Here is a 26,985-nt window from a genome sequence, read left to right on the forward strand (position 1 = left end):
CCTGCCCCACGCACCGCCCGGTTCCCTACGATGGCGCGGTGACCAGTACCCCGACCGAGACGGATCTCCGGCAGGAGCGGGCGCCGCTCAAGGAAGTGGCGGCGGGCCCGCCCGCCGACGACGTCCGCAGCCGCCTGGTGCCGCCGTTCATGTCGCCCGGCCCGCGGCTGTGGGAGACGCTGCGGATCGCCCCGGGCACGGGCGCGAGGCTGGCGCGGTGGTCCGGATGGGTGGGGCCGCTCCTGGTGACCCTCTTCGCCGGCCTGCTGCGCTTCCGGGACCTGGGCAACCCGCGGGCGGTGATGTTCGACGAGACGTACTACGCGAAGGACGCGTGGGCGCTCGTGCACCGCGGGTTCGAGCTGAGCTGGCCCAAGGACGTCGACAAGCTGATCATCGAGCGGGCCGGGGACGTGCCGCTGCCCACCGAGGCGGCGTACGTGGTCCATCCGCCGGTCGGCAAGTACGTGATCGGGCTGGGCGAGCTGATGTTCGGCTTCGAGCCGTTCGGGTGGCGGTTCATGCCGGCGCTGCTCGGCACGCTGTCGGTGCTGCTGGTGTGCCGGATCGGCCGCCGGATGTTCCGCTCCACGTTCCTGGGGTGCCTGGCCGGGCTGCTGCTGGCGGTGGACGGCCTGCACTTCGTGATGAGCCGCACCGCGCTGCTGGACGGCGTGCTGATGTTCTTCGTGGTGGCCGCGTTCGGCTGCCTGGTGGTCGACCGGGACCGGGCGCGGGCGCGTCTGGCGGCGGCGCTGCCGGTCGACGAGTTCCATCTGGTGCGGCCGGACGCGGAGATCGCGGCGGCGCTGCGGCTGGGCGCGCGGCCCTGGCGGTGGGCGGCCGGTCTGATGATGGGCCTGGCCATCGGCACCAAGTGGAGCGGGCTGCCGGTGCTGGCCGCGTTCGGGCTGCTCACGGTCCTGTGGGACGTGGGCGCGCGGCGCACCGCGGGGGCCCGGCACCCGTACGCGGCGGTGCTGCGCCGGGACGTCGTCCCCGCGTTCCTGTCGACGGTGCCGGTCGCCGTCGTCACCTACGTGGTGTCGTGGACGGGCTGGATCCTCTCCCCCCGGGACGGTTCGGGCGGCTACTACCGGGACTGGGCGGCCACCGCGGGCGAGGGCGGCTGGTGGTCCTTCCTGCCGGACTGGCTGCGCAGCCTGTGGCACTACGAGAGCCAGGTGTGGGGCTTCCACGTGGAGCTGACCTCGCCGCACACCTACCAGTCGAACCCGTGGTCCTGGCTGGTGATGGGCCGCCCGGTCTCCTACTTCTACGAGTCGCCCGGCCCCGGCCAGGACGGCTGCCCGGTGGACGTGGCGGACAAGTGCGCCCGCGAGGTGCTGGCGATCGGCACGCCGATGCTGTGGTGGGCGGGCTGCCTGGCCCTGCTGTACGTGCTGTGGCGCTGGGCGCTGCGCCGTGACTGGCGGGCCGGCGGGATCCTGTGCGCGGTCGCGGCCGGGTACCTGCCGTGGTTCATGTACCAGGAGCGGACGATCTTCCTGTTCTACGCGGTGGTGTTCGTGCCGTTCCTGTGTCTGGCGCTGGCGATGACGGCGGGGGCGCTGCTGGGGCGGCCGGGCGCGCACGAGACGCGGCGGGTGGCCGGCATCTCCGCGGTGGGGCTGCTGGTGCTGCTGGTGGTGTGGAACTTCGCGCACTTCTGGCCGATCCTCGCCGGCGAGTCGATCCCGCTGGAGGAGTGGCAGAGCCGGATGTGGCTGGACACCTGGGTGTGACCGCACCGGCGGGGGAGGCGGCCGGGGCAACGTACGCTGGTGCCGTGAGCAGCCCCACCCCCGCCGACGCCCTTCTCGGTCCCGCAGACGTACGCGAACTCGCCGCCGCCCTCGGGGTCCGCCCCACCAAGCAGCGCGGCCAGAACTTCGTGATCGACGCCAACACGGTGCGCCGTATCGTCCGTACCGCCGAGGTCCGCCCCGAGGACACCGTGGTGGAGGTCGGCCCCGGTCTGGGCTCGCTGACGCTGGCCCTGCTGGAGGTGGCCGACCGGGTCACCGCCGTGGAGATCGACGACGTGCTGGCCTCCGCGCTGCCCGCGACGATCGCCGCCCGGATGCCGGAGCGCGCCGACCGGTTCGCGCTGGTCCACTCCGACGCGATGCAGGTCCGTGAGCTGCCCGGTCCCACCCCGACCGCGCTGGTGGCGAACCTGCCGTACAACGTGGCGGTGCCGGTGCTGCTGCACATGCTGGAGACGTTCCCCGGCATCGAGCGCACGCTGGTGATGGTGCAGGCCGAGGTCGCCGACCGGCTGGCCGCGGGCCCCGGCAACAAGGTGTACGGCGTGCCGTCGGTGAAGGCCAACTGGTACGCCGAGGTGAAGCGGGCCGGGGCGATCGGGCGGAACGTGTTCTGGCCCGCGCCCAACGTCGACAGCGGGCTGGTCTCGCTGGTCCGCCGCGCCGAGCCGATCGCGACCTCCGCCACCCGGCGTGAGGTGTTCGCGGTGGTCGACGCCGCGTTCGCGCAGCGCCGCAAGACGCTGCGAGCGGCGCTGGCGGGCTGGGCCGGGTCGGCCGCCGCCGCGGAGGCGGCGCTGGTCGCCGCCGGGGTGTCGCCGCAGGCGCGGGGCGAGGCGCTCACGGTGCACGAGTTCGCGCGGATCGCCGAGCAGAAGGGGGCCCAGGGGTGAGCGGCGGCGTGACCGTCCGGGTCCCCGCCAAGGTCAACGTGCAGCTGTCCGTGGGCGCCCCGCGTCCGGACGGGTTCCACCCGCTGGCCAACGTCTTCCTCGCGGTCGGGCTGTACGACCGGGTCACGGTCACCCCGGCCGAGGAGCTGCGGGTCACCTGCTCCGGGCCGGACGCCGGCCAGGTCCCGCTGGACGCGAGCAACCTCGCCGCGCGGGCCGCGCTGGCCCTGGGCGCGCGGTACGGGCGGGACGCCGCGGTCCACGTGCACATCGACAAGGACATCCCGGTGGCCGGCGGCATGGCCGGGGGCAGCGCGGACGGCGCGGCCGCGCTGGTCGCCTGCGACGCCCTGTGGGGCACGGGCGCGTCCCGTGCGGAGCTGCTGGAGATCTGCGCGGAGCTCGGCAGCGACGTGCCGTTCAGCCTGGTCGGCGGGGCGGCGCTGGGCGTCGGGCGCGGTGAGCTGCTGACGCCGCTGGAGGTGGGGGGCGACTTCCACTGGGTGTTCGCGATGGCGCCGCGGGGGCTGTCGACCCCGGCCGTCTTCCGCGAGTTCGACCGCCTCGCCGAGGGCCGGCCGGTGCCGGAGCCGGTGGCGGACGAGTCGCTGCTGACCGCCCTCGCGAAGGGCGACGTGGACGCGCTGGCCCAGGCGGTCTCCAACGACCTCCAGCCGGCGGCGCTCTCCCTCTTCCCCGAGCTGGCCGACACCCTCCGGGTGGGCCGCGAGGCCGGCGCGGCCGCCGCCCTGGTCTCCGGCTCCGGTCCCACCACGGCCTACCTGGCCCGCGACGCCGCCTCCGCGGCCCGCGTCGCCGAGGCCCTCACCGCCTCCGGCGCCTGCCGCGACGTCCGCCTCGCCACCGGCCCGGCGCCGGGCGCGACGGTGGTCTAGAGGCTGTCGATCGCGGTCAGGTCGATGTCGATGTCGAAGGGGACCGTCAGCTTCAGGTGCTCGTGGTGGATGCCGGTCAGGGCGTAGGTGCCGGTGGCCTCGCCGAGTTCGTAGACCTGGACGACGACGTGGTCGTCCTGCCCCGCCATGTCGACCAGCCAGAAGTGGGGGATGCCCGCTGCCGCGTACTTGCGGGGCTTGGTGTCCCGGTCGCGCGCCTCCGAATCGGGCGAGACGACCTCGACCGCGAGGACCACGTCGGCCGCCTGGAACGAGGTCTGCCGCCGCGGGTCCTTGACCGCCTCGGCGCGGACGACGCAGATGTCGGGCTCGGGGCCGTTGCGCCGGTCGAGGACCACGGTCATCTCCCGCTCGACCTTGAGGCCGTCGGGCGCGGTCCTGCGCAGCCCCGGTACCAGCACGTCCATCGCATCGGTGTGGAAGATGCGCTGTGCGCCGACGAAGACCGGACTCCCGTCGATCAGCTCGGTGTGCGGCGGGAGATCCGGCAGCGTGAACAGGTCGTCCACGGTCCAGCCGTCCTGCGGCGGCACCGGCCAGTGCGCCGGGTGCTGTACGGGCTTGGCGGCGGTCATGGTTCCTCCCATGGACGAAATCCCTGCTGCCCGCCTCCACGGTAGCCGTCCGTTCGCGATCACGTCATCACCATGAGTGACGACTCCGATGCCGCGCCGCGGTCCTAACCTGGAGGGGAGGGCGTCGGAAGGAGTTCCGCCATGACGACGCAGCATCCCCGCCAGGTCCACGAGGCGTACGCGTTCGCCTGCATGCGCTGCGGGCACGGCTGGGAACAGGACTACGAGATCGAGCACCACGTCCGCCTCGACGGCAGCGGCGTGGTGACCTACCGCGCCGGCGGCGAGACCGTGCCGTCGCCGCTGTCCCGGCCGACCTGCCTGAACTGCGGCAGTCACGTGGTCCGGATCATGCGGCCCGGTGTGGTGCACGAGTTCGACGAGCTGCTGCACGGCTCGCACCAGGGGCAGCGGCCCACCCGGCACTGGTGGCAGCGCTCCACGGCGTGACCGGCCGCCCGGGAACGTTCGTAGGATCGGAGGCATGCCTTCGAAGAACCACGCCGAAGCCCCGCCGGCGCCCGAGCCGCTGAGGGTCCCGGTCGCCGACTCGCACACCCACCTGGACATGCAGTCCGGCACCGTCGAGGAGGCCCTGGCCGCGGCGGCGGCCGTCGGGGTGACCACGCTGGTCCAGGTCGGCTGCGACCTGAAGGGCTCCCGGTGGGCCGCCGAGACCGCGGCCGCCCACGCGGACATCCACGCCGCGGTCGCCCTGCACCCCAACGAGGCGCCCCGTGTCGTGATGGGCGACCCGGACGGCTGGTCGCGGCAGGGGGCGCGCGAGCCCGGCGGGGACGCCGCTCTTGACGCGCAGCTCGCGGAGATCGACGCGCTGGCCGCGCTGGACCACGTCAAGGCCGTCGGCGAGACGGGCCTGGACTACTTCCGCACCGGCGACGAGGGCCGGGCCGCGCAGGAGCGGTCGTTCCGGGCACACCTCGAGATCGCCAAGCGGCACGGCAAGGCGCTGGTCATCCACGACCGGGAGGCCCACGAGGACGTGCTGCGGATCCTGAAGGAGGAGGGCGCGCCGGAGCGCACCGTCTTCCACTGCTACTCGGGCGACGCCGGGATGGCGGAGATCTGCGCGCGCGAGGGCTACTACATGTCCTTCGCCGGCAACGTCACGTTCAAGAACGCCCAGAACCTGCGGGACGCGGTGGCCGTCGCCCCGGCGGAGCTGCTGCTGGTGGAGACCGACGCGCCGTTCCTGACCCCGGCCCCCTGGCGCGGGCGCCCCAACGCCCCGTACCTGATCCCGGTCACCGTGCGGGCGATGGCCGAGGTGCGCGGCGTGCCGGAGGACGCGCTCTGCGAGGCGATCGCCGCCAACACCGCCCGGGCCTTCGGCTACTGAGGGCTGTGGACAAGCCGTCGCACACCTGTCGCAGAACCGTATGGTCTCTCCCGTTCGTCCTCCTCGGTACCACCAGTAACAGGGGGACCCTGGGGAGGGGAAGGCAATGCGCAAGGCAGTGAAGGGCGCGGTCGTCGCCACGGCGTGCGTCGTGCTGCTGGGCGGGGCCGGCTACGGGGGCTACAACATCCTGTCGGCCTTCGGGAGCGACGACGTCGGGGTGTTCGCCGCCGATCCGGACGATCCGCTGGACGCGGACGACGTCGAGGAGGCGTCGTCCGCGTTCTTCGCCGCCTGGGAGAAGGGCGACGGGTACGCCGCCGCCGCGGCCACCAACGACGAGACGGCCGCCGGCCCCGTCCTCGACCAGATGGCCGGGCAGGCCTCGGTCGGCGACGTGCGGATCACGCCGAAGAAGGCGAAGGGCCCGACCGTGCCCTTCACGGTGAAGGCGACGGTGAGCGCGGACGGGAAGAGCAAGGCGCTCACCTACGACAGCGAACTGTCCGTGGTGCGCGGGCGCACCACCGGCAAGCCGCTGGTCGACTGGGCGCCGTCGGTCGTCCACCCCCGGCTGAAGGAGGGCGACACCCTCGTCACCGGCCCGTCCGACGCCCCGGCCATCGAGGCCGTGGACCGGGACGGCACGGTGCTCACCGCCGAGAAGTACCCCTCGCTGAGGCCGATCCTGGACCAGCTCCGGGAGCGCTACGGCGCCTCGGCGGGCGGCAGCCCCTCGGTGGACCTGGCGATCCGCCACCAGGACCCGAACACCCCGGACACCACCTTGCTCACCGTCTCGAAGGGCAAGGCCGGCACGGTCCGCACCACGCTCTCCGCCTCCGCCCAGGAGGCGGCGGAGAAGGCGGTCGCGCAGTACCAGGAGTCCTCGCTGGTCGCCCTGAAGCCCAGCACCGGCGAGGTCCTGGCCGTGGCCAACCACCGTTCGGACGGCTTCAACGCCGCGTTCCAGGGGCAGTTGGCCCCCGGCTCCACGATGAAGATCGTGACCGCGGCCATGCTGATCGAGCAGGGGGTGACCAGCGCCGGCGGGGCGGCCCCCTGCCCGGACACCGCGGTGTGGCAGGGCCAGACCTTCGAGAACATCACCGGCCTGACCCCGAACGAGAACGCCACCCTGTCCGACAGCTTCGCGCGGTCCTGCAACACCGCCTTCATCAAGCTGATCGACGAGGTGGAGGACGACACCCTGACCCAGGTCGCCCAGGACCGGTTCGGCCTCGGCCGGGACGACTGGAAGACCGGCATCGTCTCCTTCGACGGCAGCGTGCCGCCCTCCGGCGGACCCGACCGCGCCGCCAACGCCATCGGCCAGGGCCAGGTGCAGCTCAGTCCGCTGAACGTCGCCTCGATCACCGCCACCGCGAAGACCGGCACGTTCCGGCAGCCCTACCTGGTGTCGCCCGAGGCCGACGACCGTGAAATCGCCACGGCGCGCGGCCTCGCCCCGGCGGTGGCCCAGCAGCTGCGGCAGATGATGCAGCTCACCGCCACCCAGGGCTCCGGACGGGCGGCGATGGCCGGGCTCGGGCCGGACATCGGCGCCAAGACCGGCTCGGCGGAGGTCGACGGCCAGGAACTCCCCAACAGCTGGTTCACCGGCTACCGCGGCGACGTGGCCGCCGCGGCGGTCGCCCAGCAGGGCGGCCGGGGCGGCGAGGCGGCGGGCCCGATGGTGGCCGCGGTGCTGCGCGCGACGGGGTGACCACCATCACGCCCCCTTGCGTCCGGAGGCGCTGACCTGCGGCGACGCCCGATGCCGGGCCGGGGTGCGGAGATCGCGGGAGGGCAATGTGCCGCCCCCCTCCCGCGATGTCCGTCGGCGCTGAGAGCATGAGCACCGCACTCCGCATCGACTCCGCACCCCCAGCGCTCCGGCCGGCTCCTCCGGCCAGGACAGGTATCCCTCCCGGAGGAACAGACCGTGGGCAAGAGAAGGCGTGTCCCCGAGCGACGGGGCGTCGGCCGCCGTCCCGCGCTGACCGGCCTGCTGGTCACGGCGGCGGTGGCCGGCCTGGGCGCCGGCGGCTACGTCGTCTTCGGCGACGGCGCCTCCGCGGCCGGTTCCGCGCAGACCGCCGAGGACCGTCGCACGGCCCCGCTGACCGCCGCCGAGGTCGCCGCGGCCGCCAAGACCTTCCTGGCCGCCTGGGAGGCGGGCGACGTGGCGGCCGCCTCCCGCGCCACCTCCGCCCCCGAGGAGGCCCGCGTCCACCTCGCCGGCTGGACGAAGGAGGCGGGGGTCGAGGGGGCGGCCTTCACGGCCGGCGCACCGCGGGGCGACGCGGTGGAGTTCGCGGTCAAGGCCACCGTCACCCACGAGAAGCTGAGCAAGCCGCTGGCCTACGACGGCGGCCTCACGGTCGTCCGCCGGGCCTCCGACGGCGAGCCGGTGGTCCGCTGGCGGCCGTCGGTCCTCCACCCGGAACTGAAGGACGGCGAGCGGCTGGTCACCGGGGAGGCGGGCAGCGCGCCCGTGAAGGCCCTGGACCGCGACGGCGGGAAGCTCACCACCGACGCCTACCCGTCCATCGGGCCCGTCCTGAAGAGCCTCGCCGAGAAGTACGGGGAGGAGTCCGGCGGCACCCCGGCGGTCGCGCTGCGCGCGGTGCCGGCCGAGGCGTTGGTGGACGCGGCGAAGAACGGCGGCAAGAACGGCGACACCGCGCCGGGCACGAAGGACGGCACGGCGGACGGGCGGGAGCTGCTGCGCCTGGCCGAGCCCACGCCCGGCGAGGTGCGCACCACGCTGGACCCGCGGCTGCAGAAGCTGGCCGAGGAGACGGTGGCCGGCAAGGCGCGCTCCTCGGTGGTCCTGCTGCGCGCCTCCACCGGCGAGATCCTGGCCTCCGCCAACAGCGACCCGGACGTCAACACGGCGATGCAGGGCTCCCTGGCCCCCGGCTCCACCATGAAGGTCGTCTCCTCGGCGATGCTGCTGGAGAAGGACCTGGCCGCCAACGACCGGGAGCACCCCTGCCCCAAGTACTCCTCGTACGGCGGCTGGAAGTTCCAGAACGACGACAAGTTCGCCATGAAGGACGCCACCTTCAAGGCGAGCTTCGCCCGCTCCTGCAACACCGCCTTCATCAGCCAGGCCGAGGAGCTCTCCGACGACGACCTGACCAAGGTCGCCCAGCAGGTCTTCGGGCTGGGGCTGAACAACTGGTCGGTGGGCGTCTCCACCTTCGACGGCGCGATCCCGGTGCAGACGGACGCGCCGATGGCGGCCTCGCTGATAGGCCAGGGCGGGGTGCGGATGAACCCGCTCAACATGGCCTCGGTCTCCGCGACGGTCTCCGCCGGATCGTTCCACCAGCCGTACCTGGTGTCGCCCACGGTGGACGGCCGGGCGCTGGCGCGGGCGTCGCGCTCGATGTCCTCGTCGGTGCTGGGGCAGCTGCGGGAGCTGATGCGCTACACCGCGGCGGCCGGCACGGCGGCGGAGGCGATGGCGGGGCTCGGGCCGTCGTACGGGGCGAAGACGGGGACGGCGGAGGTCGAGGGCCAGGACAAGCCGAACGGGTGGTTCACCGCCTACCGGGGTGACTTCGCGGCGGCGGGCGTCGTACGGGAGAGCGGCCACGGCGGCGAACACGCGGGCCCCCTGGTCGCCACCCTCCTCCGCGCGGCCCCCTGACCCCACCCACCCGCCGGGCGACCTGACCTGCCGGTCCGCCGCCGTCCCTGCTCAGGCGGCACGGTTGCCCGCGGGACGGGTTCGCCGTGGCGGGGAAAAGGCGTTGCCGTCCGGGGAAGGGGGCGGGAGCATGCCGGGATGGTGATTCGGGAAGCTGTGGGCGGGGACTGGGCCGGGATCCGGCCGTTCTTCCGGCGGATCGTGGAGGCCGGGGAGACGTACCCCTACCCGCGGGACCTCGGCGAGGAGGAGGGCCGCTCCTGGTGGCTCCTGCCCGCCCCGGACCGCACCGTGGTCGCCGAGGACGACGACGGCCGCATCGTCGGCACCGCGAAGATGAACGCCAACATGCCCCGCGGGGGCAACGCCGACCACATGGCGAGCGCCAGCTTCATGGTCGACCCCGACCACTCCGGTCGCGGCATCGGCCGCGCCCTGTGCGAGCACGTGATCGCCTGGGCCCGGGAGTCCGGCTTCCACGCGATCCAGTTCAACGCGGTGGTGGAGACCAACACGCACGCGGTGAAGCTCTACGAGTCCCTGGGCTTCCGGGTCGTGGGCACCGTCCCGGAGGCGTTCCGGCACCCCGCGCACGGCCTGGTCGGCGTCCACGTGATGCACCTGCCCCTGTGAGGGCGGGGCGGCCGGTCACCCCGCCGCCAGCGACTCCCGCACCGCCCGCACCAGCGCCTGCGCCCGCGGGTCGGCCGTGACCGACTTCAGGAAGCCGTTGGTGACGTAGCCGAACGCCACGCCGCTCTCCGGGTCGGCGAAGCCCAGCGCGCCGCCCCGGCCGGGATGGCCGAAGGAGCCGGGGGCGAGCAGCGGCGAGGCCGGGCTGTGCAGCATGTACCCCGCGCCGAAACGGGTGTTGACGATCAGCACCCGGTCGGGCCCGGCCGCGTGCTCGGTGCGGGCGAGTTCGAGGGTGCCGGGCGTGAACAGCGGCCCACGGCGGTCGAGTTCGCCGGAGAGCGCCGCGTAGAACCGGGACAGCCCCTCCGCCGTGGCGACCCCGTTGGAGGCGGGCATCTCGGCGGCCCGGTACGCCGCGTCGTTCTCGTCGGCCGTCGGGGAGATCGCCCCGAACGCCCGCCGCGTCAGCGACCGCGGGTCCGCGTACGCCTCGGAGACCGCCCGCTTGGGCCGGGCCTTCAGCCCGGTGCCGGCCGCCTCCGGCGCGGGCAGCGGCCCGCAGCGCCCGGCGCGCGCGGCCACCGCGTCCGGGAGCCCGACCCACAGGTCGGCGCCGGCCGGTCCGGTGACCTCCGCGGCGAGCCAGGCGCCCAGCGACGTCCCGGTCACCCGCCGCACCAGTTCGCCCACCAGCCAGCCGAAGGTCTGCGCGTGGTAGCCGTGCTCCGCGCCCGGTTGCCAGGCCGGGGCCTGCGCGGCGACCGCCGCCGCCGTGCGCTCCGGGTCGAGGGACTCGGCGGGGGTCAGCGGCCGGTCCACGGCGGGCAGCCCGGCCCGGTGCGCCAGCAGGTGGCGGACGGTCACCCGTTCCTTGCCGGCCGCCTTGAACTCGGGCCAGTACGCGGCCACCGGCTCGTCGAGGTCCAGCAGCCCCCGCTGGTGGAGCATCAGCACGACGGCCGCCGCCACGCCCTTGGTGGCCGACCGCACGACCTGCGCCGTGCCCCGCTCCCAGGGCACGGACGCGGCGTCGCCGTCGACGTCCCGGGCGCCGCCCCACAGGTCCACGACCTTGCGGCCGTGCAGGTGCACGGCGACCGCCGCGCCCCGTTCGCCGCGGTGCGTGAAGTTCCGTTCGAAGGCCTCCCGGACAGGTGCGAACCCGTCGCTCACCGTGCCGTCGACGTCCACCTGGTCCACCGTTCCCTCAAGCCCTTCGCCGGCCTCTGCCGGCCTGTGCCGACCTGTGCCGACCTTCGCATGCCGCGCTCAGGCGTCCCCTGAGCAGCCCTCGCGGCCCTCGCAGCCCTCGTAACCCTTGCGGTGTCCGCCGAGGCCGCGCCCACGGGCGCAACAACCGGCGCTCCGCCGGGATTCCGTGCCGCCGGGTGGCCGCCGTCACAGCCGCCGCCCGCCTCAGCGGGGCGAGAAGCCGAACGGCAGCTCCAGCCGGTTGGCCCGCAGCAGCGCCTCGTCGCCCAGCAGCTTCGCCGTGGGCCCGTCGGCGACGACGGTGCCGCCGGAGAGGATCAGCGAGCGCGGGCACAGCTCCAGCGCGTACGGGAGGTCGTGGGTGACCATCAGGACGGTGACGTCCAGCGAGGTCAGGATCTCGGCGAGTTCGCGCCGGGAGGCGGGGTCCAGGTTGGACGACGGCTCGTCGAGGACCAGGATCTCCGGCTCCATCGCCAGCACCGTCGCCACCGCCACCCGGCGGCGCTGCCCGAACGACAGGTGGTGCGGCGGCCGGTCGGCGTGCCCGGCCATGCCGACCCGCTCCAGCGCCCGGGCGACCCTGGCCTCCAGCTCGGCGCCGCGCAGTCCCGCGTTGGCCGGGCCGAAGGCGACGTCCTCGCGGACGGTGGGCATGAACAGCTGGTCGTCGGGGTCCTGGAAGACGATGCCGACCCGCTGCCGCACCTCGGCCATGTGCTCGCGGTCCACCGGCAGTCCGGCCACCGTCACGCTCCCGGCGCCGGCCGTGAGGATGCCGTTGAGGTGCAGGACGAGGGTGGTCTTCCCCGCGCCGTTGGGGCCGAGGAGCGCGACGCGTTCGCCGCGCTCCAGGGCGAAGTCCACGCCGAAGAGGGCCTGGTGCCCGTCCGGGTAGGCGAAGGCGAGGCCGGAGACCTCCAGGGAGTACGTCACGGGGTCCATCGTCGCAGGGGCGGGCGGGGCGGTCACAGGGTCCGGGACAGTACGTGGACGGCGAGGGCGGTCACCGGCAGGGCCAGCGCCCGGGACCACTGGGGCCCGGTGGCCGCGGCGCCGTCCAGGACCGGCATGGTGCCGGTGTAGCCGCGGCTCACCATCGCGAGGTGGACCCGCTCGCCGCGTTCGTAGGTCCGGATGAACAGCGCCCCCGCGGTCCGGGCGAGCACGCCCCAGGCCCGCGGCCCGCGCGCCCGGAAGCCGCGGGACTCCCGGGCGATCCGCATCCGGGCGAGCTCGTCGGCGACGACGTCGCCGTAGCGAAGCATGAACGAGGCGATCTGCACCAGCAGCGGCGGCATCCGCAGCCGCTGCAGCCCGAGCAGCAGGTCGCGCAGCTCGGTGGTGGCGGCCAGCAGGACGGACGCGCCGACGCCCAGCGTGCCCTTGGCCAGGATGTTCCAGGCGCCCCACAGCCCGGAGACGCTGAGCTGCACGCCCAGCACCTCGGTCCGCACGCCCTGCGCCACGAACGGCAGCAGCAGCGCGAAAGCCACGAACGGGACCTCGACGGCCATCCGCCGCAGCGCGAACGCGGCGGGCACGCGGGCCGCGCGGGCCACCGCCGCGAGCAGCAGCGCGTAGCCCGCGAAGGCCCACACCGCCTCGCGCGGCGTGGAGACCACGACCACCACGAAGGCGAGGACGGCGACCAGCTTGGTGTGCGCGGGCAGCCGGTGCACCGGCGAGGCGCCGGGCAGGTGCAGCCGGTGCGCGTGCCCGGATCCCACGAGGATCAGACCTTCTCGCCGTCGGCGGCGCGGGCCTCGTCCCCGCCGGCCGGCGAGGTCTCGCGGCGGCGCACGATCAGGAAGACGCCGGTGCCCACGGCGGCGGTGACGCCGACGCCGATCACACCGGCCAGGCCCACCGAGAGCCGTGCGTCGTCCACACCGCTGACCCCGTAGTCGGCCAGCGGGCCGTCGGCGACCGCGTGCTCCTCGGCGGCCCGGTCGATGCCGTGGTCGGTGGCCACCTTCTCCAGGCCGTCCGGCGAGGCGGAGGCGTAGAAGCTGACGAACCCGGCCAGCACCAGCGAGGCCGCCAGACCGCCGAGCCAGACCGCGCGCGAGGAGCGCGGGGCGGTCGCGGGGGCGGCGGCCGGGGCGGGCGCGTCGACCAGTTCGCCGCCGACCTTGAGCTTCAGCGGGCGGGACAGGCTCCGCGCGCCGTGCACCAGGTCCGGGCGGACGGCGATCACGGCGCCCACGGTCAGCGCGGTGATCACGCCCTCGCCGATGCCGATCAGCACGTGCACGCCGCCCATCGCCGCCGCGACCTGGCCGATCGGCACGTCGGTGGTGCCGCCGACCGCGTACAGCAGGGTGAAGAACAGGGCGGACGCCGGCACCGACAGCAGCGCGGCGACGAACGCGGAGGCGGTGACGGTGGACCGGCCGGCGGGCAGCACCCGCAGCAGGGTGCGGAACACCAGGTGGGCCACCACCACGGTGACGACCGCCATGCAGGTGATGTTGGTGCCCAGGGCGGTGAGGCCGCCGTCGGCGAACAGGATCGCCTGGAGCAGCAGCACCACGGACACGCACAGCACGCCGGTGAACGGCCCGACCAGGACGGCCGCGAGGGCGCCGCCCAGCAGGTGGCCGCTGGTCCCGGCGGCCACGGGGAAGTTGAGCATCTGCACGGCGAAGACGAACGCCGCGGTCAGGCCCGCGAGCGGCGCGGTGCGCTCCGCTCCCGCCGCGCCGACGGCGGCCCGGCCGGCCAGTTCACGGCGGGCGCCGCGCAGCGACACGGCGACCGCGGCGGCGGCCACCGCGCCGGTCGCGAGGGATGTGGGGGCGTCGAGGAACCCGTCGGGTACATGCACCGTTCGATGGTGCTCTTGCTGCAACTCCCTTGCAAGAGCGTCTTTCCCGCCGCAGAGGCTCCGCAGAGGGCCCCGGGGAGCGGAAACCGGGAGGGAATGGGACATTGGGTGCGTGTCCGTGATCGAACAGTACACACGAGCGCACGTCCTGACCGCGTCGCACGAGGACCAGGGCAGGGTGCCCGCGGTGCTGCGCCACGAGCCCGGGGCGTCGGAGGTGACGATCCGCCTGGCCGCGCCGACGGCGCGGGAGTGGCGGGTGGACCGCGCGCTGCTGGAGCGCGGGGTGTGCAGCCCCGCGCACGGCGACGGGGCGGGAAAACAGCAGCGACCGCCCGGCCTCGCCGGGAGTGTGCGGGTGTGGCCCTGCGGGCGGGCCGGCACGGTGGTGGAACTGCCGGGCGACGAGGGGGTGGTGGTCGCGCAGTTCGACACCACGGTCCTGCTCCGCTTCCTCGGCCGCATCCACGCCGCCGCCACCGGAGCCCCCACCCCGACCCCCACGGGCGCCGCGGGTGCCGCAGCGGGTGCCGCGCGGACCGCCGCCCCCGCACGGGCCGCCGCGGGAGCCGCAGGGTTCGCCGCCCCCGCGAGGGCTGCCGCAGGTGCCGCCGCGACTCCCACCGCCACCCCGGTTCCGGCAGGCGCCGCCCCGGCCACCCCGGGCGCCACCACGGGTGCCGCCCCGGTGCCGACAGGTGCCGCCCGAGCCGCCACCGGTGCCGCGCGTGTCACCCCGGCTCCGGCGAGCGCCACCTCGGCTGCCGCAGGAACCGCCGCGACTGCCGCCACCGCCACGCGAGGCGCCGCCCCGGCCACCACGGGTGCCGCCCCGGTGCCGACAGGTGCCGCCCCGGACTCGGGGACCCCGGCGGTGGCGGCCCCCACCGACCGACCGTGACGGGGAACGCCCCGGCCGCAGGAACCGTGACGGGTACGCCTCACGCCGCGCCGCCCGGGCGGCGCGGAGTGCACCGGAACGCCCGGGCCCGGCGGGAACGTCACCCCCCGTGGGGCGTGAGGCCGCGGCCGAGGGCCGACAGCCTCGCCGCGCGGACCGCCGGCGTCACCCGGTCACCCGCTCGCGGACCTCCACGACCGTCGCCCCGGCCCGCTCGACCAGCTCGGCCGGCGCGATCGGGAACACCGAGTGCGGCGTCCCCGCCGCGGCCCACACCACCTCGTGGGCGAGCAGCGACCGGTCGGCGAGGACCCGGGTGCGGGTGCGGTGCCCGAACGGCGGGACGCCCCCGATGGCGTAACCCGTGGTCTCCCGTACCGTCGCCGCCGTGGCCCGGGTGACCTCCTTCGCGTCCAGCTCCCGCCGCACCGCCTCCACGTCGACCCGCCCGGCCCCGTCCATCAGGACCAGCACGGTCTCGCCGTCCACCGCGAAGATCAGCGACTTGCAGATCTGCGAGAGCGCGCACCCCACCGCGGCGGCGGCCTCGGCCGCGGTCCGCACCGCGTCCGGATAGCGGCGGACCCCCGCGAGCAACTGCTCCAGCCCCTGTTCCCGCAGGGCCTCGGCGAACCGGGGGTGCGCCGCCCCGGCTCCGTCGCCTCCGGCGCCGTTCATGCCATGTGTCTGGTGCTCGATGGTCATGACCGGCACGCTAGTGATCTCCCCCGCCCCGGTGCGACCGCGTTTCACCGACCGGACCACCGCGCAACCGCGCCGGCGGCCACCCGCGCCGCCGAGCCGCCGCCCCGCACCCCGGCCCTGCCCCGCCGCACCCCCGCCCCGCCCGCGCCCCGTGACCGCCCGTGGGCGCCGTCCCCGCCGCGCCCCGAGTTGCCCGCCCGCCCGGCCCGCCGAAGCATGGTGGGGTGACCTTTTTGCGCCTGCCCCACATCCGCGGCGACCTGCTCTGCTTCGTGGCCGAGGACGACCTCTGGCTGGCGCCCTTGGAGAAGGGCGGCGAGTGCGGCCGGGCGTGGCGGCTCACCTCCGACCGCACCAAGGTCGGCCATCCCCGTTTCTCGCCGGACGGCACCCTTATCGCGTACACCTCCTGGCACACCCTGGTCCCCGAGGTCCACGTGGTGCCGGTGGAGGGCGGTCAGGCGACCCGGCTGACCTACTGGGGCGGCCCGGACGCCCGGGTCTGCGGCTGGACCCCGCCCGACCCGGACCTCGGCGGCCGCAGCGACATCCTCGCCGTGTCCTCGCACGGACAGCCGTTCCCGATCACCTTCTCCTACGCCGTCCCCCTGGACGGCGGTCCGGGCTCCCGGCTGCGCTGGGGCCCGGTCTCCGACATCGACCTCACCGCCGACCCACGCGTGAGCAGGAAACCCGCGGAGGGCGAGGCACCGGCGGAGGGCGAGGCACCCACGGAGGGCGAGGCGGACGACGACTGGCGGACCCTGCTGCTCACCGGCACGCCCCCGCACGAGCCGGCCTCCTGGAAGCGCTACCGCGGCGGCGCCACCGGCCGCCTCTGGCTGGACGGGCAGCGGCTGCTCGCCGACATCGGCGGGCACCTGGACTCCCCGATGTTCATCGGTGACCGCATCGCCTTCCTCTCCGACCACGAGGGAGTCGGCAACCTCTACTCCTGCGCCCTCGACGGCACCGACCTGCGCCGCCACACCGACCACGCCGAGTTCTACGCCCGCCACGCCGCCGGCGACGGCACCCGGGTGGTCTACCAGTGCGGCGGCGACCTGTGGATGGTCGACGACCTGACCGCGGACTCCGAGCCCCGCCGGCTCGACGTCCGCACCGGCGGCCCGCGGGCGGGACGCCGCGCGTACCAGGTGCCGTCCGCGCAGCACGTGGGCGGGATCGCGGTGGACGAGACCGGCCGGGCCAGCGCCGTGGTGGTGCGCGGCAGCCTGTACTGGCTCACCCACCGCGACGGACCGGCCCGCACCATCACCGACGTGCCGGGCGTGCGGGTGCGGCTGCCGGAGATGCTGGGCGGCAGCGGCCGGATCGCCTACGTCACCGACGCGGAGGGCGAGGACGCCGTCGAGATCGCCTACCTGCCGCGCGCCACCGGCGACCGCGCCCCGCACCGGCTGGCCTCCCAGCGGCTGGGCCGGGTGCTGGAGATGCACGCCGACCCGGACGGCAACCGCCTCGCGGTCGCCTCGCACGACGGGCGGCTGACGCTGATCACCGTCTCGGAGGACGCCGGCGCCGACACCGAGGCCTACGGCTCGGTCACCGAACTGGTCCGCTCCACCAACGGCCCGGTCCGCGACCTCGCCTTCTCCCCCGACGGCGCCTGGCTCACCTGGTCGCACCCGACGGTCGGGCGGACGCTCCGCCAGATCAAGCTGGCCCGGATCAAGGACGGCCTGGTCGTCGACGTCACCAACGGCCGCTTCGAGGACGAGAGCCCGGTCTTCACCAGCGACGGCCGCTACCTGGCCTTCCTCTCCTGGCGCGGCTTCGACCCGGTGTACGACGTGCACACCGGCGACCTCTCCTTCCCGCTGGGCTCCCGCCCGTACCTGGTGCCGCTGTCCTCCGCCACGCCGTCGCCGTTCGCCCTCTCCCCCGAGGGCCGCCCGGCGGCGGGCGGCCTGGAACTGGAGGGGGCGGACGAGCCGGGCGTGGTCTCCATCGAGACGGAGGGGCTGGAGAGCCGCGTGACACCGTTCCCGGTGGCCGCCTCCAAGTACTCCTCGCTCACCCCGGTGGCGGGCGGCGGCCTGGTCTGGCTGCGCTGGCCGATCTCCGGCGCCCTCGGCGAGACCTTCGCCAACCCGGACGACCCCAGCGACCGGCCGTCGCTGGAACACTTCACCATCGCCAAGGCGCGGCGGACCGAACTGGTCCGTCACCTGGAGTGGTTCGGCGTCAGCGGGGACGGCAGCCGGCTGGTGGTCGTCCAGGACGGCGAGCTGCGCGCGATGCCGGCCACCGAGCTCGGCGACTCGGACACCACCGTGTGGATCGACGCCCGGCGCATCTCGCACCGGGTCGACCCGGGCGCCGAGTGGCGGCAGGCCTTCGAGGAGGCCGGACGGCTCACCCGCGCCTACTTCTGGGACCCCGGCATGTGCGGCCTCGACTGGGACGCGGTGCTCGCCCAGTACCGGCCGCTGGTCGAACGGGTCACCACGCCCGACGAGTTCGCCGACCTGCTGCGCGAGGTCCTGGGCGAGCTGGGCACCTCGCACGCGTACGTCACCCCGGCCCGCCGCAACGAGGGCCCGCCGCACTACCAGCGCCGTCAGGGCCTGCTCGGCGCGGACCTGGTGCGCACGCCGGCGGGCTGGCAGGTCAGGCGGATCCTGCCGGGCGACTCCTCCGACTCCCGCGCCCGCTCGCCGCTGGCCGGCACCGGCATCCGCGAGGGCGCGGTGCTCACCCATGTCAACGGCCGCCCGGTCGAGGTCACCGCGGGCCCCTTCCCCCTGCTCGCGGGCACCGGCGACACCACCGTGGACCTCACCTTCGCGGCACCCGGCGGCGGACCCACCCGCCGGGTCGCGGTGCTGCCGCTGACCGACGAGCGGCCGCTGCGGTACCAGACCTGGGTGGCCGAGCGGCGGGAGATCGTGCGGGAGCTGAGCGAGGGCCGGTGCGGCTACCTGCACATCCCCGACATGGGCGGTTCCGGCTGGGCCCAGTTCAGCCGGGACGTCCGGATGGAGGTCTCACGGCCCGCCCTGATCGTCGACGTCCGGGGCAACGCGGGCGGCCACATCAGCGAACTCGTCGTGGAGCAGCTCACCCGCACCATCCTGGGCTGGGACGTCACCCGCCACGCGGACCCCGTCTCCTACGCCTCCAACGCGCCGCGCGGCCCGGTGGTCGCGGTCGCCGACGAGGCCACGTCCTCCGACGGCGACATGATCACGGCGGCGTTCAAGCTGCTGGAGCTGGGGCCGGTGGTGGGCCAGCGGACCTGGGGCGGCGTCGTCGGCATGACCGGCCGCCACCGGCTGGGCGACGGCACGGTCATCACCGTGCCGATGAACGCGGCGTGGTTCGACGCGTACGGGTGGTCGGTCGAGAACCACGGCGTCGAGCCCGACGTCGAGGCGCTGCGCACGCCGCTCGACTGGGCCGAGGGGCGCCTCACCGGCCTCGAGGAGGCCGTCCGCATCGCCCTCGACCTGCTCTCCGCCCACCCCGCCGCCGAACCCCCCACCCGAGCCACCGTCCCCGACCGCACCCGCCCTCCCCTCCCCCCACGCCCCTGACCCGACCGACGGCCCGGAGGCGTTGCGTCATGAACGCGAGGCGGCGCGGCGCGGGCAGGACGCGGGCGCGGGGGGACGCGGGCGCGGGGGGACGCGGGCGCGGGCAGGACGCGGGCGCGGGGGGGACGCGGACGCGGGGGGACGCGGGCGGGCGCGGCGCGGCCGGGACGCGGGCGGGCGCGGCGCGGGCGGGCGGGACGCGGGCGCGAGCGGGCGGGACGCGGGCGGGCGGGACGCGAGCGGGCGGGCGGGACGCGAGCGGGCGGGCGGGACGCGGGCGTCAGTCGTTGCGGAGGCGGCGGTCGAGGGCGAGGGAGAGTTCGGCCTGGACCACGCTGCGGGCCAGCGGCCGCAGGCGGTGCGCCTCCTCGGGCGGGGCATGCGCACCCACCAGCTCCGCGAAGAGATCCGCGATCGCGTCGGCGTGCTCCCGAACCCGCCGCCCCGCCTCCAGCACCGCCCCCAGCGGGATCCCCTCCCGCACCAGCGCCGACGACACGTCCAGCAGGTTCCGGCTGATGTGCACGAACTCCTCGCCGTCCACGGCGACATAGCCGAGCTCCATCGCGGCCACCAGGTTCTCCGGGGTCACCTCCCCCGCGAACCGCTCCGCCAGTTCCTCCGGCGAGAGCCGCACCGGGGTCTCCTCCGTGGGGGCCACCCCCAGCAACTCCCCCACGCCCCGCCCGTGTTCGAACGCCTCCGCCAGCTCGGCGATGCCGCTCAGCGTGTGCCCCCGCTCCAGCAGCGCGGCGATGGTCCGCAGCCGCGCCAGGTGGCGTTCGTCGTACCAGGCGATCCGCCCCTCCCGCCGGGGCGGGGCCAGCAGCCGGCGTTCGCGGTAGAAGCGCAGCGTGCGGGTGGTGATGCCGGCCAGCCGCGCCAGTTCCTCGGCGCGGTACTCCCGCCCGCCGCCGTCACCGCTGCCGCCGCGGTCGCCGCCGCCGTCACCGCGCGGGCCGTCGTCGTGTGCTGCCGCCGTCGCCGCCTCGTCCGTCACGCCGATCACCCTAGGCCGTACCGCCGGTAACTTTCCTCGCCCCGACCCCTACCCATCAGTACGCCCCTGCCCTACGCTCCGAACAGAACAGTGCCAGTGAACACTGGCAAGGTTCGAACGGCCCAGGCAACGACCAGACAGAGCGCGGGAGGCGGCGCAATGGCCGACTACGAGCACGAGCACGTACGGGTGGCGGTGATCGGAGCCGGTTTCGGCGGGCTCGGCGCCGCGGTCCGGCTACGCCGGGAGGGCATCACCGACTTCGTCGTGCTGGAACGCGCCTCCGCCATCGGCGGCACCTGGCGCGACAACAGCTACCCGGGGTGCGCCTGCGACGTGCCCTCGCACCTCTACTCGTTCTCCTTCGCCCCCAACCCGGACTGGCCGCGCGCCTTCTCCGGCCAGCAGCACATCCACGCCTACCTGGAGAACGTCGCCGACACCTTCGGGCTGCGGCCGCACATCCGCTTCGACTCCGAGGTCGAGCGGATGACCTGGGACAAGCAGGAACTGCGCTGGGTGATCGAGACGCAGGGCGGCACCCTCACCGCGGACGTCGTGGTCAACGCCACCGGCCCGCTCTCCGACCCCAAGCTGCCGGACGTCCCCGGCATCGACTCCTTCCCGGGGAAGGTCTTCCACTCCGCGCGGTGGGACCACGACTACGACCTGACCGGCAAGCGCGTCGCCATGGTCGGCACCGGCGCCTCGGCGATCCAGATCGTGCCCGCGATCCAGCCGAAGGTCGGCCGGCTCACCGTCCTGCAGCGCACGCCCCCGTGGGTGATGCCCCGCGCGGACCGCCCGATCGGCGGGCTGGAGCGCGGCATCCACCGCGCCGTGCCGCTCACCACCAAGATGCGCCGCGGCGTCCTGTGGGGCATCCGAGAGCTCCAGGTCCAGGCGTTCACCAAGCACCCCGACATGCTCGGCGTCGTCGAGAAGCTGGCGAAGGCCAACATGAACCGGGCGATCAAGGACCCGGCGCTGCGCCGCAAGCTGACCCCCGACTACCGGATCGGCTGCAAGCGCATCCTGCTCTCCAACGCCTACTACCCGGCGCTGGCGCAGCCGAATGTGGACGTGGTGGCGAGCGGCCTGGCCGAGATCAGGGGCTCCACCCTGGTGGCCTCCGACGGCACCGAGACCGAGGCCGACGCGATCGTCTTCGGCACCGGTTTCCACGTCACCGACATGCCGATCGCCGAGCGCGCGGTGGGCGCCGAGGGGCGGACCCTGGCGGAGACCTGGAAGGACGGCATGGCGGGCCTGCGCGGCACCACCACGGCCGGCTTCCCGAACTTCCTGCTGGTCATCGGCCCCAACACCGGCCTCGGCAACTCCTCGATGATCCTGATGATCGAGTCCCAGCTGAACTACCTCGCCGACTACATGCGGCAGCTGGACACCCTCGGCGGCCGGGCCGCGCTGGACGTGCGGCCCGCGGCGCAGGACGCCTGGACCGACCGGGTCCAGGAGCGGATGAAGCGGACCGTGTGGAACACCGGCGGCTGCACCAGCTGGTACCTGGACGCGAGCGGCCGCAACACCACCGTCTGGCCGGGCACCACCTCCGAGTTCCGCAGGGCCACCCGCCGGGTGGACCTGCTGGAGTACGACGTGATCCGCCCCGAGCCCGCCGCCGCCCAGGCCGGCCCGGACTCCGCCGCCGTGGAGGCCGCGGCATGAGCGGCCCGCGCACCGGCCAGGTCAACGGCCTCGGCCGCTACGAGCCCCCCGCGCCCACCCGCGAACTGACCGCCCTCTCCGCGGACGGCGCCCGCATCGCCGTCCAGGTCCACGGACCCGAGGACGCGCCCGCCGTGGTGCTGGCCCACGGCTGGACCTGCTCCGTCGCCTTCTGGGCGGCGCAGATCCGCGACCTGTCCGGCCGCTTCCGGGTCGTCGCCTACGACCAGCGCGGTCACGGCGCGAGCGCGCTGCACGCCCCCGTGGGCACCGAGCAGCTCGCCGACGACCTCGAGGCGGTCCTCGCCGCCACCCTCGCCCCCGGCGAGAAGGCGGTGGTCGCGGGCCACTCCATGGGCGGCATGACCGTCATGGCGGCCTCCGGACGCCCCGGCTTCCGGGAGCACGCCGCGGCCGTGCTGCTCTGCTCCACCGGCGCCTCCGTCCTCGTCCCCGAGTCGACGGTGGTCCCGATGCGGCGCGGCGCGGTCCGCACCTGGCTGACCGGGCAGATCCTGGGCTCCCCGCTGCCGATCGGCGGCCGCCCCACGGCGGTCAGCCGCAAGGTCCTCAAGTACGGGACCATGGGCGCCGGTTCGACGCCGCAGATGGTGGAAGCCTGCGCCCGCGTGGTGCACGCCTGCCCCACCAAGGCCCGCCACGCCTGGTCCCACGTCCTGTCCTCCCTCGAACTGACCGAGGGCGCACGACGGTTGGACGTCCCCACCGAGGTGATCGTGGGCACCGGGGACCGGCTGACACCGCCGGTGCACGCCCGTACCCTCGCCCAGGAACTGCCCCACTGCCTGGGCGTGACGGAACTCCCGGGCCTCGGCCACATGACCCCCGTCGAGGCGCCGGACCTGGTCACCGAACGCATCCGCGCACTGGCCGCCGCGTACCTCACGACCGGCGAAGACACGACCGGCGGGAAGCCCGAGCACACCGAGGAGAGCGCCGCATGAGCAAGGTCAACCTGGAAGGACGGGTCGCCGTCATCACCGGCGCCGCGCGCGGGGTCGGCGAACTGCTGGCCCGCAAGATGTCGGTGCGCGGCGTGAAGGTCGCGCTGGTGGGCCTGGAGCCGGAGCGGCTCAAGGAGGTCTCCTCGCGCCTGTACGCCGAGAGCGACTGGTGGCACGCCGACGTCACCGACCAGGACGCCATGAACCAGGTGGCGGCCGAGGTCAAGGAGCGGTTCGGCCGGGTGGACATCGTGATCGCCAACGCGGGCGTCGCCACCGGCGGCCCGCTGATGCACTCCGACCCGGCCGCCTGGCGCCGGGTCGTCGAGGTCAACCTGATCGGCTCGGCGGTCACCGCCCGGGCCTTCCTGCCCTCGCTGCTGGAGACCCGCGGCTACCTGCTGCAGATAGCCTCGCTCGCCGCCCTCACCCCGGCGCCGATGATGTCGGCCTACTGCGCCTCCAAGTCGGGCGTCGAGGCGTACGCGCACTGCCTGCGCGGCGAGGTCGGCCACAAGGGCGTGGCCGTGGGCGTCGGCTACCTGTCGTGGACCGACACCGACATGGTCCGCGGCGCCGACCAGGACGACGTGATGCGCGAGCTGCGCAAGCGGCTGCCGTGGCCGACCAACAAGACCTACCCGCTGGGCCCCGCCGTGGACCGGCTGGTGGACGGCATCGAGCGGCGCTCGGCGCACATCTACGCCCAGTGGTGGCTGCGCGGCATGCAGTCGATCCGGGGCGCGCTGCCCACCCTGATCGGCACGATCGGGCCGCGCGAGGTGCGCCGTTTCGACGACCGTCTGGACGAGGTCGGCACCGGCCTGGTGGGCGCCGGAGGCGCCGCCGACCAGCAGGAACGGGCGTCCGGCAACAGCGTGTGATGATCGAAATGCGTTGTGTGCACGGCCGTGTCACGCTGGTCGGGCCCCGATCCCCTCACCACTCTTGGGAGTGAACACACATGGGCATCAAGGACCAGTTCCAGGACAAGGCCGAGCGTCTCCAGCGGGAGGCCGAGCAGCGCATGGGCCAGAAGCGGGACGACATGGGCGACCGCTCGTCCCGCCGTTCCCCGGAGCGCGAGGACGACCGCTCGCGCCGCTCCTCGTCGGACGAGGACGTCTACGACGAGGACACGATCTGACGCGTCGCTCGCCCGGCCCCTGGCCTGGCCCGCACGGCACGCCGTGCACCGAGGGCGCCCCTCCCCGGAGGGGCGCCCTTCGGGCTGCTCAGAGGTCGTAGACCACCGTCACCGGCGCGTGGTCCGACCAGCGCTCGGCGTGCGTGGCGGCCCGCTCGACGCGGCCCGAGACGGCCCGGTCGGCGAGCCCCTTGGTCGCCGCGTGCAGGTCGATGCGCCACCCGGAGTCGTTGTCGAAGGCGCGGCCCCGGTAGGACCACCACGAGTACGGGCCCTCCATGTCCGGGTGCAGCGCGCGGATCACGTCGACGTAGCCGCCGTCGCCCGCGGACAGCACCCGCGTCAGCCACTGGCGCTCCTCGGGGAGGAAGCCGGCGTTCTTCCGGTTGGCCCGCCAGTTCCTGAGGTCCGCCTCCTCGTGGGCGATGTTCCAGTCCCCGCAGACCAGCACCTCCCGCCCGTCGGCCGCCGCGCGCTCCCGCAGGGCCTTCAGGTAGGGCAGGAAAGCATCCATGAACCGGTACTTCTCCTCCTGCCGCTCCGTGCCGACCTCGCCGGAGGGCAGGTAGAGGCTGGCGACCGTGACGCCGGGCAGGTCTGCCTCCACGTACCGCCCGCTGCCGTCGAACTCCGCCGACCCGAACCCGGTCCGCACGGCGTCCGGCTCGCGCCGGGTGTAGAGCGAGACCCCCGCCCGGCCCTTGGCGGCGGCCGGCGCGTGGACGACGTGCCAGCCCTCGGGCGCCCCGGCGGCCTGCGGAAGCTGCTCGGGCTCGGCCCGCACCTCCTGGAGGCACAGCACGTCGGCGGAGGTCTCCGCGAGCCACTCGACGAAGCCCTTCTTCGCGGCGGCACGGAGTCCATTGACATTGACGGAGGTCACGGTGAGCACCGGAGCACAATACCGGCACACTGGACGAGACCCGCCCACCCGTTCGCCCGGCCCCCGGCCCTCCCGCACGAAAGTACGATCCGTGTCCATGAACATCCGCAGCGTCCCCTTCGACCACCCCGACGCCGTGAAGCTGAACGACGAGGTCCAGGCCGAGTACCAGCGCCGCTACGGCGACGGCGGCGACGCCACCGTGCTCCGCCCCGACGACTTCCGCCCGCCGAACGGCCTCTTCCTGATCGCCTACGACGACCGCGACCGCCCGGTCGCCACCGGCGGCTGGCGCGCCCAGGACGAGAACGGCGAGGGCAACGACGACGGCGACGCGGAACTGAAGCGGATGTTCGTGATCGAGCAGTGCCGCGGCCTCGGCCTGGCCCGCCGCATCCTCGCGATGCTCGAGGAGGACGCCCGCGCCGCCGGCCGCACCCGCATGGTCCTGGAGACCGGCGACCAGCAGCCGGAGGCCGTCGCCCTCTACGCCTCCTCCGGCTACGACCGCTGCCGGAAGTTCGGCTACTACCGCTTCCACGAGAACAGCATCTGCATGGCCAAGCAGCTCTGAGCCCGGGCCCGAAGGCCGGCTAGGCCCCGATCCGCTGCCGGTCAGCGGATCGGGGCCTCTTCCGCGCCGGTACGACACCGCGCCGGAAACGACGAAGATCCCGTCCGATCGTGAGATCGGCGGGATCTTGTCGTGCAGTGGACCTGAGGGGATTTGAACCCCTGGCCCCCTCGATGCGAACGAGGTGCGCTACCGGACTGCGCCACAGGCCCTTGCAACGAGTGAAACTCTAGCATCCCCATCCGGGTGCTTGGCAATTTCGTCCCGGGGCGATACCCGCAGGCCGGACGCCACCTCCGGAGGCCACGCCTGGAGGCCACGCATTGAGGCCAGGTCTACTCGTTGGCCGCCCGCGGCCGGTCCCGGTCCGACTCCGCGTACTGGTCGAAGAGCGGGGTGCGTCCCCGGCCCCGGCCGCGGCGGGCGCCGGACCGGCCCCGGGACTCCGGCTGGGCCGGGGGCGGCGCGGCCGCCTCGGCGTGCCCCGCCGACTCCTCCGGCGCGGCGGGCCGCTCGTGCCGCTCCGGGTCGAGCGCGGCACGGGCCGAGCTCCACGCGTCGTCCGTGAGGTCGAGGTCGGAGGTCGCGCGGGGGGCCACCGGGGCGGTGACATAGGTCGGCAGCGGGACCGGCACCGGCTCCCAGCCGTCGGCCGGCCCCTCCTCCCGCTCCGGCTCACGCTGCTGGTCGACCCACTCGGCGTGGTCGGTCTGCTCGATCAGGGCCAGCCGGTCCGCGGCGAGGGAGGAGAGCGTGGCGGGACCCGGGTCGTGGCCCTCGTCCTCCCGCGGCGCCTCGCCCGGCCGGACGGCGGACCGCTCGACGCCGGGCCGGGGGGCCCGGGGGCCGATCCGTTCGGTGCGGCCGTCGGTGGCCGGTTCCGCGGAGGGGCGGGGACGGCGGCGGCCGCCGCGCTCCCGGTCCCGCTCACGCCCCCGCTCCCGGACGCGGCGCGCCGCCTCCTCGGCCTGACCGCGGTCCATGCGGTAGGCGAAGCGGCGGCGTTCCTGCGTGCGCAGGTAGGCGATGTAGACGCTGAGCAGCACGGCCGGTACGGCGGGCGCCCAGAGGAACGCCACTCCGCCGACCGCGGCGGCCACCGCGCCGACGGTGAAGACCATGAAGAGGACGGTGATGGTGCGGCGTCTGCGGGCCAGCACTCTGGTGCGCGCGACCCGCGCCCGCGCGACCTCCGCCTCCTCCCGCTCCGCGGCGACCCGTCCGGCCCGGTCGCCTCGGTCGGCCCGGTCGCCTCGCTCGCCCCGTTCCGCCCGCTCGCCCCGATCGACCCGCTCGCCCCGCTCGGGGCGGCCGGGTCGCCCGGCGTCCGTTCCGGCCGGCGGCTCGGCCGGCACGGGACGCCGGCGGGAGGCGGGGGGCTCCCCGCGGCGACGCTCCGGCCCGCCGGACCCGGGACCGTCCGGGGGTACGGCGAAGGCCCGGACGTCGACCGAGTCGGTCACGGCGTCCGGGTCGACCACGTCGGGCCCGGGCTCCGCCTCGTCGGCGGAGCGCGCGAGGTCCTTGGCGTAACGGCGCTCCATCCCCGCCCTTCCGGACAGCAGCCGGATGGCGGTGCTGAAGCGTTCCGTCGGACGGGCCTCGTTCAGCTCGTCCTGCCTACGGAGCCACATCGGCACCAAGTAGGCGGCCCAGGCCCCGACAATGACTGCGTAGATGAGGCCGCTGCTGCTCACAGTCACACGGT

24 protein-coding genes and 1 tRNA gene are annotated in these 26,985 nt (G+C 74.8%); 15 read left to right on the forward strand and 10 right to left on the reverse strand.

Annotation, left to right across the window (positions count from 1 at the left end; genetic code table 11):
* Positions 1-38: 38 nt before the first annotated feature.
* From ACWD3O_RS05345 to ACWD3O_RS05355, 3 genes are read left to right on the forward strand one after another with little or no spacing between them, the layout of a single operon-like run.
* Complete coding sequence (locus tag ACWD3O_RS05345) at positions 39-1,745, forward strand: dolichyl-phosphate-mannose--protein mannosyltransferase (RefSeq protein WP_451414900.1); 1,707 nt, start codon at positions 39-41, stop codon at positions 1,743-1,745.
* 44 nt (positions 1,746-1,789) lie between these two features.
* On the forward strand, positions 1,790-2,662 hold the full coding sequence (gene rsmA, locus ACWD3O_RS05350; RefSeq protein WP_451414901.1) for a 16S rRNA (adenine(1518)-N(6)/adenine(1519)-N(6))-dimethyltransferase RsmA: 873 nt from the start codon (positions 1,790-1,792) through the stop codon (positions 2,660-2,662).
* Positions 2,659-3,558, forward strand: coding sequence for a 4-(cytidine 5'-diphospho)-2-C-methyl-D-erythritol kinase (locus ACWD3O_RS05355; protein WP_451414902.1), 900 nt, complete (start codon positions 2,659-2,661; stop codon positions 3,556-3,558). Before rsmA ends, ACWD3O_RS05355 begins: the two co-directional genes overlap by 4 nt.
* Here the strand turns inward: ACWD3O_RS05355 and ACWD3O_RS05360 are convergent.
* Positions 3,555-4,154 (reverse strand): Uma2 family endonuclease, encoded by a 600-nt coding sequence (locus ACWD3O_RS05360; RefSeq protein WP_451409018.1) that lies wholly within the window; start codon positions 4,152-4,154, stop codon positions 3,555-3,557. The two genes, ACWD3O_RS05355 and ACWD3O_RS05360, sit on opposite strands and share 4 nt — an antisense overlap.
* Positions 4,155-4,295: 141 nt before the next feature.
* On the opposite strand from ACWD3O_RS05360, the gene ACWD3O_RS05365 reads away from it, so the two are divergent.
* From ACWD3O_RS05365 to ACWD3O_RS05385, 5 genes are all read left to right on the forward strand, one after another.
* On the forward strand, positions 4,296-4,604 hold the full coding sequence (locus ACWD3O_RS05365) for a hypothetical protein (RefSeq protein ID WP_451408519.1): 309 nt from the start codon (positions 4,296-4,298) through the stop codon (positions 4,602-4,604).
* Between the two features lie 34 nt (positions 4,605-4,638).
* The gene (locus tag ACWD3O_RS05370) at positions 4,639-5,514 is read left to right on the forward strand and encodes a TatD family hydrolase (RefSeq protein ID WP_451408518.1); all 876 of its coding nucleotides are present in this window, start codon (positions 4,639-4,641) and stop codon (positions 5,512-5,514) included.
* A gap of 106 nt (positions 5,515-5,620) precedes the next feature.
* Positions 5,621-7,240: a penicillin-binding transpeptidase domain-containing protein gene (locus ACWD3O_RS05375; RefSeq protein ID WP_451414903.1), complete on the forward strand. Its 1,620-nt coding sequence runs from the start codon at positions 5,621-5,623 to the stop codon at positions 7,238-7,240.
* Between the two features lie 219 nt (positions 7,241-7,459).
* Positions 7,460-9,175, forward strand: a complete 1,716-nt coding sequence (locus tag ACWD3O_RS05380; protein ID WP_451408516.1) for a penicillin-binding transpeptidase domain-containing protein — start codon at positions 7,460-7,462, stop codon at positions 9,173-9,175.
* 138 nt (positions 9,176-9,313) lie between these two features.
* Entirely contained in the window at positions 9,314-9,808 is a 495-nt protein-coding gene (locus ACWD3O_RS05385; RefSeq protein ID WP_451408515.1) for an N-acetyltransferase family protein, read from the forward strand.
* 15 nt (positions 9,809-9,823) lie between these two features.
* Here ACWD3O_RS05385 and ACWD3O_RS05390 read toward each other — a convergent pair whose 3' ends face one another.
* From ACWD3O_RS05390 to ACWD3O_RS05405, 4 genes are all read right to left on the reverse strand, one after another.
* Positions 9,824-11,002 carry a serine hydrolase domain-containing protein gene (locus ACWD3O_RS05390; RefSeq protein WP_451409017.1) on the reverse strand — a complete coding sequence of 393 codons (1,179 nt, stop codon included), beginning with the start codon at positions 11,000-11,002 and terminating at the stop codon, positions 9,824-9,826.
* A gap of 225 nt (positions 11,003-11,227) precedes the next feature.
* The gene (locus ACWD3O_RS05395) at positions 11,228-11,968 is read right to left on the reverse strand and encodes an energy-coupling factor ABC transporter ATP-binding protein (RefSeq protein WP_451408514.1); all 741 of its coding nucleotides are present in this window, start codon (positions 11,966-11,968) and stop codon (positions 11,228-11,230) included.
* 23 nt (positions 11,969-11,991) lie between these two features.
* Positions 11,992-12,753 carry a cobalt ECF transporter T component CbiQ gene (gene cbiQ / locus ACWD3O_RS05400; protein ID WP_451414904.1) on the reverse strand — a complete coding sequence of 254 codons (762 nt, stop codon included), beginning with the start codon at positions 12,751-12,753 and terminating at the stop codon, positions 11,992-11,994.
* A 5-nt stretch (positions 12,754-12,758) separates the two neighbouring features.
* Positions 12,759-13,853 carry an energy-coupling factor ABC transporter permease gene (locus ACWD3O_RS05405; RefSeq protein ID WP_451414905.1) on the reverse strand — a complete coding sequence of 365 codons (1,095 nt, stop codon included), beginning with the start codon at positions 13,851-13,853 and terminating at the stop codon, positions 12,759-12,761.
* A 112-nt stretch (positions 13,854-13,965) separates the two neighbouring features.
* Between ACWD3O_RS05405 and ACWD3O_RS05410 the strand changes: the two genes are divergently transcribed.
* The gene (locus tag ACWD3O_RS05410) at positions 13,966-14,754 is read left to right on the forward strand and encodes a hypothetical protein (RefSeq protein ID WP_451414906.1); all 789 of its coding nucleotides are present in this window, start codon (positions 13,966-13,968) and stop codon (positions 14,752-14,754) included.
* Positions 14,755-14,919: 165 nt separating this feature from the next.
* Here the strand turns inward: ACWD3O_RS05410 and ACWD3O_RS05415 are convergent, their stop codons facing one another.
* On the reverse strand, positions 14,920-15,459 hold the full coding sequence (locus ACWD3O_RS05415) for a YbaK/EbsC family protein (protein WP_451414907.1): 540 nt from the start codon (positions 15,457-15,459) through the stop codon (positions 14,920-14,922).
* Between the two features lie 224 nt (positions 15,460-15,683).
* Here ACWD3O_RS05415 and ACWD3O_RS05420 point away from each other — a divergent pair, with 224 nt between their 5' ends.
* Positions 15,684-19,019, forward strand: a complete 3,336-nt coding sequence (locus ACWD3O_RS05420; RefSeq protein ID WP_451414908.1) for a S41 family peptidase — start codon at positions 15,684-15,686, stop codon at positions 19,017-19,019.
* 280 nt (positions 19,020-19,299) lie between these two features.
* Here ACWD3O_RS05420 and ACWD3O_RS05425 read toward each other — a convergent pair whose 3' ends face one another.
* The gene (locus ACWD3O_RS05425) at positions 19,300-20,019 is read right to left on the reverse strand and encodes a MerR family transcriptional regulator (protein ID WP_451414909.1); all 720 of its coding nucleotides are present in this window, start codon (positions 20,017-20,019) and stop codon (positions 19,300-19,302) included.
* Between the two features lie 159 nt (positions 20,020-20,178).
* Here ACWD3O_RS05425 and ACWD3O_RS05430 point away from each other — a divergent pair, with 159 nt between their 5' ends.
* From ACWD3O_RS05430 to ACWD3O_RS05445, 4 genes are all read left to right on the forward strand, one after another.
* Positions 20,179-21,708, forward strand: a complete 1,530-nt coding sequence (locus ACWD3O_RS05430; protein ID WP_451414910.1) for a flavin-containing monooxygenase — start codon at positions 20,179-20,181, stop codon at positions 21,706-21,708.
* Positions 21,705-22,673, forward strand: a complete 969-nt coding sequence (locus ACWD3O_RS05435; protein ID WP_451414911.1) for an alpha/beta fold hydrolase — start codon at positions 21,705-21,707, stop codon at positions 22,671-22,673. The genes ACWD3O_RS05430 and ACWD3O_RS05435 overlap by 4 nt, the downstream gene beginning before the upstream one ends.
* Positions 22,670-23,557, forward strand: coding sequence for an SDR family oxidoreductase (locus ACWD3O_RS05440; protein WP_451414912.1), 888 nt, complete (start codon positions 22,670-22,672; stop codon positions 23,555-23,557). The genes ACWD3O_RS05435 and ACWD3O_RS05440 overlap by 4 nt, the downstream gene beginning before the upstream one ends.
* Positions 23,558-23,637: 80 nt before the next feature.
* Entirely contained in the window at positions 23,638-23,820 is a 183-nt protein-coding gene (locus tag ACWD3O_RS05445) for a hypothetical protein (protein ID WP_451408504.1), read from the forward strand.
* 88 nt (positions 23,821-23,908) lie between these two features.
* On the opposite strand, the gene ACWD3O_RS05450 is transcribed toward ACWD3O_RS05445, so the two are convergent.
* On the reverse strand, positions 23,909-24,712 hold the full coding sequence (locus ACWD3O_RS05450; protein WP_451414913.1) for an exodeoxyribonuclease III: 804 nt from the start codon (positions 24,710-24,712) through the stop codon (positions 23,909-23,911).
* 88 nt (positions 24,713-24,800) lie between these two features.
* Between ACWD3O_RS05450 and ACWD3O_RS05455 the strand changes: the two genes are divergently transcribed.
* Positions 24,801-25,277 (forward strand): GNAT family N-acetyltransferase, encoded by a 477-nt coding sequence (locus ACWD3O_RS05455; protein WP_451414914.1) that lies wholly within the window; start codon positions 24,801-24,803, stop codon positions 25,275-25,277.
* Between the two features lie 138 nt (positions 25,278-25,415).
* On the opposite strand, the gene ACWD3O_RS05460 is transcribed toward ACWD3O_RS05455, so the two are convergent.
* Both ACWD3O_RS05460 and ACWD3O_RS05465 read right to left on the reverse strand, forming a co-directional pair.
* A tRNA-Ala gene (locus tag ACWD3O_RS05460) sits at positions 25,416-25,489 on the reverse strand.
* A 123-nt stretch (positions 25,490-25,612) separates the two neighbouring features.
* Positions 25,613-26,974 carry a hypothetical protein gene (locus ACWD3O_RS05465; RefSeq protein ID WP_451414915.1) on the reverse strand — a complete coding sequence of 454 codons (1,362 nt, stop codon included), beginning with the start codon at positions 26,972-26,974 and terminating at the stop codon, positions 25,613-25,615.
* Positions 26,975-26,985 lie beyond the last annotated feature (11 nt).

The organism is Streptomyces sp. NPDC002640, from assembly GCF_053592575.1.